Source organism: Psychrilyobacter sp. (assembly GCF_049671765.1).
Classification (GTDB): domain Bacteria; phylum Fusobacteriota; class Fusobacteriia; order Fusobacteriales; family Fusobacteriaceae; genus Psychrilyobacter.
On the sequence record NZ_JBATVM010000112.1, the window covers coordinates 1 to 8,588 of the forward strand.

Here is an 8,588-nt window from a genome sequence, read left to right on the forward strand (position 1 = left end):
AAAGCAAATTCTCTACAATTTTTAGCAGCAAGGAGTGTAGATTTGATAAAATGAAGATAAGCTTTAGGGAAATGTGAAAAAAATTTAAAAGAATGTCTAAAAAAAGCTTTTAAGTTGTCATTAGTAATAGTAGTCATAATAGTTATTATACCAAAAAACCCCCAAGATGGGGGCAGGGGGTTGAAGAAGCTTTAGCTTTTTTTTATAACTGTTATTTAGTTATTTTCGTTTATATTCATTTGGTTAGCTTGCACCATCAATTCTTTGATACTTTTATTAAGGTCTCTTCTTTCTTTTGAATACTCAGCAGTTTTGATGATGAAATCATCGATTCTATCCTCATAGTCACTCTTCATACCTTGAATGATGTCTTTTATCTCATCTGTAGTCATGTTATCTTTGATATATGATGATAAGTTATCTAATAATTCAACTCTTTTTCGATTGTCTCTTATTTTTTTCTCAACATCAGTTACTTCTCTTTTAATTTTATTTTTTCTTCTCATATTTCTTACGATTTCTAAAGCGTTATCCATAATTTGTACCTCCTGTAAATTAATTGAATGTTACTACACAAACAGTATAACATATCATCTTAAATGTTTAAATATATAGTGGATTAAATTCTATTTTTTAAGTCTTTGAATTGAAATTTTATTTCAAAAATAAATAAAGTTTTGCACAAATTTCAATAATGTTTTATAATTTATAAAAGGGGTTGAATAAAGATGGATTGTATAACGAAATTAAAAGAAATGAAAGAAATATTTACAAAAACAGAAAAAAAGATAGCCAAATACATTTTAGGAAATTTAGAAAATATAAAGGGAATGAGAGCCAAGGAATTAGGTGAAATAATTGGTATAAGCCAACCAAGTATAATAAGGTTTGCTAAAAAATTGGGTTATAAAGGTTTTCCAGAATTTAAAATAGCTCTAAGTGAAGCAGTGATAAGAAAAAGCTCAAAAAAAACTAAGATAGTACATGATCAAATTTCAATGGATGATATAAGCTCGGAAGTTATAAATAAAGTAGCTTATCAAAATATTGAGGCTATAAAAAACACTACTTCTATTATAGATGTTACAGACATGGAAGAAGCGGTAGATGCTATATCTAAAGCTAGGAATATTTATATTTTAGGAGCTGGATTTTCTGGTTTAGTAGCTAAGAATTTGATGTATAAACTATTAGAGATAAACCTAAGTGCTAGTTATCTAGATGATACCCATGTCCAACTTACTAGTATGAATAATACCACTCCTGAGGATTTAGTTTTTGCAATATCTCATAGTGGACAAACATATGAAATAATTAAGTCAGTTGAGATAGCTCAAAAAAATGGTGCAAAAATAATAACTTTGACAAAGGTAGTAGAAAATCCATTGAGTAAATTAGCAGATATAGCGATTAAAACTGTTGCTGAAAATGTTAATTTTAGATTAACTGCGATTTCGTCTACGATAACTCAGTTAACGGTGATAGATGCAATATTTATTCTGCTCAGTAAAATTAATTATGAAAAAAACTTGAGTTTAGCTAAGAAAAATACAAAGACAGTAAAAATATTGAAGATAAAAAAATAGAAAAAAGTCATCTATATTTTAGATGACTTTTCTCTATTTCACGTCACGTTGCTCTATCTATTTTTTAATCTAGTATTAATTCTTTTTATTTTCTCTAAATATTTTAAAATATTTTTTTGAGCTTCTTTTCCTTCAGGAGTTGTAGGCTCTAATTTAGTAATTTTCCATCTTTTGATAAGAACTTCTAAAACTTGATTAACATATTCATCTGGACCATAACCAGCTTTTTGAATAACTTTCATTCTATCATCAAAATCACTAAGAGACCCTCCTGGCATTTTGAAATTTTTGATCACGGGCCATACTTTTACCAGGAGATCAGGATTTAATTCCAGATGTGCATCAACTATTTGATTGTAGAAAGCATAGTGAGATGACTCATCTTTTGCGATTCTAAGAAGTAATTCACTTAACCCAGAGTCATAATTTTGTGCATATTTAGCAATATTTTTATAAAATACGACTGTTCCTAATTCCTGTAGTGATGTATATACCATAGATGATAGAGGATCTGATAAAATAGAATCCCAACCGGTATTAAGAATTTCTTTTTTTATTTTTGTGAGCTTTTTAGGGTCAGCATTTCTAGTCAAAATTAAGTAGGTTTCCAAAGCAGAAGCATGCTGATCTTCTTCGCTTACCCATGTATGTACAAATTTTTGTAGAGGTTCTAAATTATTTATAAACATATTATTTAAAAAAGTAGTATACCAAGGAAGATTTAATTCTGTTAGCATAGAAGTTTCTATTGCTATGATTAATTCTTGTGGGAGTGTATTTTGTGATTTATTATAAGGTAAAGTAGTAAAGGATTGTCCCTTATCCCAAGGCATATATTCGTAGAAATTCCATTCCATTGACTCGCTTTGTTTTTGGTGTCTTAAATATAAATCTATTATTTTTTGTTCTAAATCTATTTGATTTTTAATTGTATTCATCATTACCTCCATATTATTAAAGCTTATATTTTTCTATAAATAAAGTTTACTAAAAAAGTAAAGAAATGTCAATGAAAACATAATAACACTTGAAATTTTATTTTTTTAAGTGGTTATTTATAAAATTTTAATACTGTAATTCATTATAGTATTCTTAATTTAGATAAAATTTCCTTCAGGTCCTTAATTAAATTAATTTTTTCATTACTATATATTTATAGTTACTCTAAAGTTCATATATATAATTGAGGGAATCACGATAAACTTTTTGCAACACCTTTATTAATAGTGTAAAATAAGCTTATATAAATATAAAGGAGGGGCTATGTTTGGGCTTATTGGAAATTTAATAAATAGTTTGGGCTATATCATAACGATAGCATTTTTCCTGTCGAGAGCTAGGGGATTCAAACGATTGATAAAAAAAGAAAAATATAAAAAACTAGATATGGTATTGTTATCTTTAATATTTGCTTTACTCGCTATAGGGGGGACATATATGGGGACCGATTATAATGGAGCCATAGCAAATACAAGAAATATAAGTGTAGTTGTAGCAGCTATTATAGGAGGGCCTGTAATCGGCCTTATTACAGGATTGACTGCAGGAATTCATAGGATTATGATAGATCCTTACGGAATTACATCAATTCCTTGTGGGATAGCCACTTTTTTAGGAGGATGGGGACTAGGATATTTAAATAAATTCAATGTAAAAAATAAATATATACTAGGATTTATAGGTGGAATTATCATTGAAAATATCAGTATGGGTTTAATATTACTCATGTCAAAACCATTTTATTTAGCTCTAAATATAGTGGAGACTATTTATTTTCCTATGGTTTTAGTAAATGCTTTGGGAGTAGCCATTGTAATATTAATAACGGAAAATATGATGCTAGAGGAAGATAGAGTAGCTGGAGAAGAGGCAAGATTAGTTTTGGAGATTGCTAATAAAACATTACCATATTTTAGAGATGTAAATAGTGATTCATTAAAAAATGTATGTAGGACTATACTCCAATCTTTAGGAGCTAAAATAGTTGTGTTTACTGATATGGAAAATATAATATCATATTGTAGTCAAGATGAAAATTATAAGATAATGCATAGAGAGATTAAAGGTAATGTCACAAGGGAAGTTCTCCGAACAGGTAAATTTAGAGTGGTTAACAAGGATGAAGTAGAGGAAATAAGGCGAGATTGTATTTCTAAAGATATTATTTCATATATAATAGTACCACTTAAATCAGGAACAGAAGTAACTGGTGTATTAAAAGTTTATTTCTCTGAAAATTCATATATATCTGAGAGAAATAAAAATCTAGTTCTAGGATTATCTGAATTGATATCTACCCAACTTGAAATAAGTAGAGTAAAAAAATTGGAAGAGATGGCTAGAGAGGCAGAGATAACGGCGTTACAGACACAGATAAATCCCCATTTTTTATTTAACGCACTGAACACAATAACTTCTTTTGTAAGGATAGACCCTATGCAGGCTAGAAGTACAATTATTGATCTAGCAACCTATCTTAGATATAATTTGGACAATGGAAATAAGCCAGTAGATATAGAAATGGAATTAGAACAGGTAAAAGCCTATGTAAATATAGAAAAAGCAAGATTTTATGATAAAATAAACATGCATTATGATGTTGATGAAAATATTAAGCAGATAAAAATACCAAGTCTAACAATACAACCCTTAGTGGAAAATGCAATCCAACATGGACTCCTCAATGGAACAGGGGGGAAGGATATCTTTCTGAAAATATATAAGGTTCATGGAAATAAAATACGTGTGATTATAGAAAATAATGGTAAAAGTATAGAGCAAGAGATAATAGATAAAATATATAGTGATTGTATTGAGAGTAGTAAAATAGGACTATACAATGTACATCGAAGGATAAAATTAATTTATGGGAAAGGTTTAAATATAGAAAGGTTAGAAAAGGGAACGAGGATAACTTTTGATATTAAGGGGGAGTAATGAAGTGTATAATAATTGATGATGAATATCCAGCAAGAATGGAACTTCGATATTTTATAGAAAAATATGAAGAATTAGATATTGTAGGAGAATTTGAGGATTCTATGTCAGCTCTTAATTTTTTTGAAAAACATAGTGTGGATATAATATTTTTAGATATAAATATGCCAAATATGAATGGGATGGTATTAGCCAAATTAATTTCAAAGTTTGAAGCTAAACCACGAATTATATTTATTACTGCATATGGAGAATATGCAGTAGATGCTTTTAGTATAAAGGCTTTTGACTATATATTAAAACCCTATTCTGAGGAGAGAATAATAAAAACTTTAGATGGCTTGATAGAAAAAAATACAGCAGAAAAACCCAAGGAAGAGGTTAGTATAAATAGACTGACCCTATGGAAAGGGGAAAAAATGTATGTTTTATCTTTAGATGAAATTTATATTTTTGAAGCTTGCGAAAGGGAAACAAAGGTTTATGCCAAGGGGGAAATATATTTTTCTAAGCAAAAAATATCTGATTTGGAGGAAGAACTGCCAAATATATTTTTTAGAACCCACAGATCGTATATAGTAAATATAAATAAAATAAAAGAAATAATTCCTTGGTTTAATAGTACGTACAATCTAAAGGTAGAGAATTTGGATATAGAAGTTCCTGTGAGTCGGAATAAGATAAAGGAATTTAGAAACTTATTAAATATAAAGTAGGAAAACATACTAAATGTTCTAAAATAAAACTAGATGGTTTGATAAGACTCGGAAATTTAAAATGTATTTCATGACGAATATTTGTATTTAATGTTTAGAATTTTGTAGTTTATCTCTAAATGATATATTAAATCTTCGCTAGATGTATAATACTTCTATCAAATATATTAAATTTATTTTAGGAGGAAGATTATGATTACTTTTTTACTATCGATAGTTTTATTAGTTTTAGGTCATTTATTTTATGGAAAATTTGTTGAGAAGGTATTTGGAGTAGATCCAAAAGCGGTAACACCAGCAATTAGATTAGAAGATGGGGTAGATTTTATACCATTACCAGGTTGGAAAATATTTATGATCCAATTTTTAAATATTGCAGGACTAGGGCCAATATTTGGAGCTATTGCAGGAGCTTTATTTGGACCAGTGGCATTTATATGGATTGTAATTGGTTCGATATTTGCAGGTGGAGTACACGATTATATGTCAGGGATGTTATCTCTTAGAAATGATGGTAAATCAATACCAGAATTAGTTGGAAAATATTTAGGACAACCTTATAGAATGGCAATGAGAGTTATATCTGTTGTACTTTTAGTATTAGTAGGAGTAGTATTTGTAGCAGGACCTGCAACTATCTTACACGGATTAACAGGGGTGAATGTAAAGGTATTGATATATATTATATTCGCTTATTATTTAATAGCAACATTAGTACCAGTAGATAAGATAATAGCTAAGATCTATCCATTGTTTGGAGCAGCGCTATTATTCATGGCAGCTGGTGTAGGAGTAATGTTATTTGTAGGAGGATTTGAGATTCCTGAATTATTTGGGAATATAACAAATATGCAATCTACACCTCTAAAAACTCCTATATTCCCAATGTTATTTATTACAATAGCATGTGGAGCAATATCAGGATTCCATTCAACACAATCACCACTTATGGCAAGATGTTTAACTAATGAAAAACAAGGTAAAAATGTATTTTATGGTTCTATGATTGCAGAGGGTGTAGTAGCATTAGTCTGGGCAGCAGCAGCAATGGCATTCTTTGGTGGAGTAAAAGAATTAGCAGGATTTGATGGAAATGCAGCAGCAATTGTAAATGTAATATCTAATTCATTATTAGGAAAAGTTGGAGGAGCATTAGCAATATTTGGAGTAGTAGCAGCACCTATTACATCTGGAGATACGGCATTTAGAAGTGCTAGACTTACAATAGCAGATGCACTTAATTTTGAACAACACTCTATGAAAAATAGATTATTAGTAGCTATCCCACTATTTGTTATTGGATTCTTCCTTTCAAAAGTAGATTTCAACATTGTATGGAGATATTTTGGATTCACTAACCAATTAATCGCAACTATGGTATTGTGGACTTCTACAGCTTACTTTGTAAGGGAAAAGAAAAATTTCTGGATTACATATATTCCAGCAGTATTCATGACATCTGTATGTATCGCATTTATCATGATGGCACCAATTGGATTTGGATTACCAGTAATGATATCTAAATATGCAGGAATCGCCTTAGCAGTAGCTATTGGAGTAGTATTTTTAGTAGTAAAAGATAAGGTATATAATAAAGAAGGTAAAAAAGTAACAGTATAGATCCTTCTTATAAATAACAATAAAAAAAGCTAGAAATTCCATTTGGAATTTCTAGCTTTTTTTATTACATCAGTCCTACTGCTTTTTTTACTTCTAACATTTTAGTTTTAGCTATTACACGAGCTTTTTCAGCCCCTTCAGCCAAAATTTTATTTACATACTCAGGATTAGCTACTAATTCTTCACGTTTAGCTCTTGCTTCTGCAAAGTGCTCTAAAATAGCTTCTAAAAGCTCTTTCTTAGCATGACCATATCCGTAGTTACCAGCTCTAAATTTTTCTTTCATCTCCTCTAATTTTTCCGGTGTAGCAAATAATTTATATAGAGTAGTTACATTGTTGTCTGGGTCTTTAGGATCTTCTAGTGGTGTTGAATCAGTTACAATACTCATTACTTGCTTTTTTAATATCTTTTTAGAAGCAAACATATCGATGGTATTACCGTATGATTTTGACATCTTAGCTCCATCTACTCCAGGAACTACAGCTGTACTTTCTACGATCATAGGTTCAGGAAGTTTAAAAATCTCAGCATATTTTTCATTGAACTTTGTAGCAATGTCACGAGTCATCTCTAAATGTTGTTTTTGATCTTTTCCAACTGGGACCATATCTACATCGTACATTAAGATATCTGCGGCCATAAGTACTGGATATGTAAATAGTCCTGTATTAGAGGAGATACCACGAGCACTCTTATCTTTAAAAGAATGACCTCTTTCTAGGAGTGCCATAGGTGTAAGATTTGATAAAATCCACATAAGTTCTGTGTGTAATGGTACATGTGATTGTATAAAGATACTAGCCTTTGTAGGATCTACTCCTAATGCTAAGTAGTCTAGAACTACATCTCTAGTATTTTTACGTAGTGCATCTGCATCTGTAGAAGACGTTAGAGCATGGTAATCTGCTATGAAGAATAGACACTCGTTTTCTTCTTGAAATTTGATAAATTGCTTTATTGCACCAAAATAGTTTCCTATATGTAAGATTCCACTTGGTTGTATTCCTGATATTATTTTTTTCATGATTTCCCTCCTAAAATAAAAAAAGACCAGTCAAGATGACTGGTCAAGTATATATGTTTTTCCTACCATTCTATATTCTAAATATAGAATTAAAGGATAAAAAAGATATAACTATTGATTAGATGTCAGTCTACTTAGATGAAACAGTATTAAAATTATTAGATAAATTTTTCCACCACCAAGTAAATCTCTTTGACACAACAGTTACCTCCTTTATAGATTATTTTAGATAAATGATACCTTTTTTAGAGAGGAATGTCAACTAAAAAAACTTTGTGGTATACTAGAAGAAAAATAAAAAACCCTAGATTTAAATAAAAAAAATATTATAAAAAAAAGGTGGAGAAAAGATATGAAAAAAATATTAATATTACTAGCAATTATAACTTTATTTGGATGTAGTGATAAAGGTTCAGCGAAAAAAATAGAGTTTAGAAAAGGGATTATTTATACCCTTGATGGTGATAAACCTTATACAGGTGAAGGAATCTCATATTATGACGGTAATAATATAGAGAGTAGAGGTTATTCCAAAAATGGGAAAGCAGAAGGGGAATGGACATATTATTTTTACAATGGAAAGGTAAAGAGAAAAGGAAGTTATATGAACGGCAAGATGGACGGTCACTGGATCTACTACTACCATAGTGGAGAAGTAGAAGGAGAGGTTGAATATAGAAAAGGGAAGGAGATGTAGGGACC

Annotated in this window: 8 protein-coding genes; 5 read left to right on the plus strand and 3 right to left on the minus strand. The window is 29.8% G+C overall.

What is annotated here, in order from left to right; genetic code table 11:
- Positions 1-215: 215 nt before the first annotated feature.
- Positions 216-536 (minus strand): DUF496 family protein, encoded by a 321-nt coding sequence (locus WBG30_RS05540; protein ID WP_424503651.1) that lies wholly within the window; start codon positions 534-536, stop codon positions 216-218.
- A 192-nt stretch (positions 537-728) separates the two neighbouring features.
- Between WBG30_RS05540 and WBG30_RS05545 the strand changes: the two genes are divergently transcribed.
- Positions 729-1,586, plus strand: a complete 858-nt coding sequence (locus tag WBG30_RS05545) for a MurR/RpiR family transcriptional regulator (RefSeq protein ID WP_424503652.1) — start codon at positions 729-731, stop codon at positions 1,584-1,586.
- A gap of 53 nt (positions 1,587-1,639) precedes the next feature.
- Here WBG30_RS05545 and WBG30_RS05550 read toward each other — a convergent pair whose 3' ends face one another.
- Positions 1,640-2,524: an acyl-ACP desaturase gene (locus WBG30_RS05550; RefSeq protein WP_424503653.1), complete on the minus strand. Its 885-nt coding sequence runs from the start codon at positions 2,522-2,524 to the stop codon at positions 1,640-1,642.
- Positions 2,525-2,849: 325 nt separating this feature from the next.
- Here WBG30_RS05550 and WBG30_RS05555 point away from each other — a divergent pair, with 325 nt between their 5' ends.
- The 3 genes from WBG30_RS05555 to WBG30_RS05565 all read left to right on the plus strand — a co-directional run bounded on the left by WBG30_RS05555 (position 2,850) and on the right by WBG30_RS05565 (position 6,859).
- Positions 2,850-4,523: a LytS/YhcK type 5TM receptor domain-containing protein gene (locus WBG30_RS05555; protein WP_424503654.1), complete on the plus strand. Its 1,674-nt coding sequence runs from the start codon at positions 2,850-2,852 to the stop codon at positions 4,521-4,523.
- Positions 4,523-5,239, plus strand: a complete 717-nt coding sequence (locus WBG30_RS05560; protein ID WP_424503655.1) for a LytR/AlgR family response regulator transcription factor — start codon at positions 4,523-4,525, stop codon at positions 5,237-5,239. Before WBG30_RS05555 ends, WBG30_RS05560 begins: the two co-directional genes overlap by 1 nt.
- Before the next feature lie 192 nt (positions 5,240-5,431).
- On the plus strand, positions 5,432-6,859 hold the full coding sequence (locus WBG30_RS05565) for a carbon starvation CstA family protein (protein ID WP_424503656.1): 1,428 nt from the start codon (positions 5,432-5,434) through the stop codon (positions 6,857-6,859).
- A 64-nt stretch (positions 6,860-6,923) separates the two neighbouring features.
- Here the strand turns inward: WBG30_RS05565 and trpS are convergent, their stop codons facing one another.
- The gene (gene trpS / locus WBG30_RS05570; RefSeq protein WP_424503657.1) at positions 6,924-7,886 is read right to left on the minus strand and encodes a tryptophan--tRNA ligase; all 963 of its coding nucleotides are present in this window, start codon (positions 7,884-7,886) and stop codon (positions 6,924-6,926) included.
- 352 nt (positions 7,887-8,238) lie between these two features.
- Between trpS and WBG30_RS05575 the strand changes: the two genes are divergently transcribed.
- A complete protein-coding gene (locus tag WBG30_RS05575; RefSeq protein WP_424503658.1) occupies positions 8,239-8,583 on the plus strand; it encodes a toxin-antitoxin system YwqK family antitoxin in 345 nt (114 codons plus the stop codon).
- Positions 8,584-8,588: the final 5 nt, after the last annotated feature.

Coding starts and splice junctions, on each gene's coding strand:
- WBG30_RS05540 (WP_424503651.1), bottom strand. CDS start 536: ATGGATAACGCTTTAGAAATCGTAAGAAATATGAGAAGAAAAAATAAA.
- WBG30_RS05545 (WP_424503652.1), top strand. CDS start 729: ATGGATTGTATAACGAAATTAAAAGAAATGAAAGAAATATTTACAAAA.
- WBG30_RS05550 (WP_424503653.1), bottom strand. CDS start 2,524: ATGAATACAATTAAAAATCAAATAGATTTAGAACAAAAAATAATAGAT.
- WBG30_RS05555 (WP_424503654.1), top strand. CDS start 2,850: ATGTTTGGGCTTATTGGAAATTTAATAAATAGTTTGGGCTATATCATA.
- WBG30_RS05560 (WP_424503655.1), top strand. CDS start 4,523: ATGAAGTGTATAATAATTGATGATGAATATCCAGCAAGAATGGAACTT.
- WBG30_RS05565 (WP_424503656.1), top strand. CDS start 5,432: ATGATTACTTTTTTACTATCGATAGTTTTATTAGTTTTAGGTCATTTA.
- trpS (WP_424503657.1), bottom strand. CDS start 7,886: ATGAAAAAAATAATATCAGGAATACAACCAAGTGGAATCTTACATATA.
- WBG30_RS05575 (WP_424503658.1), top strand. CDS start 8,239: ATGAAAAAAATATTAATATTACTAGCAATTATAACTTTATTTGGATGT.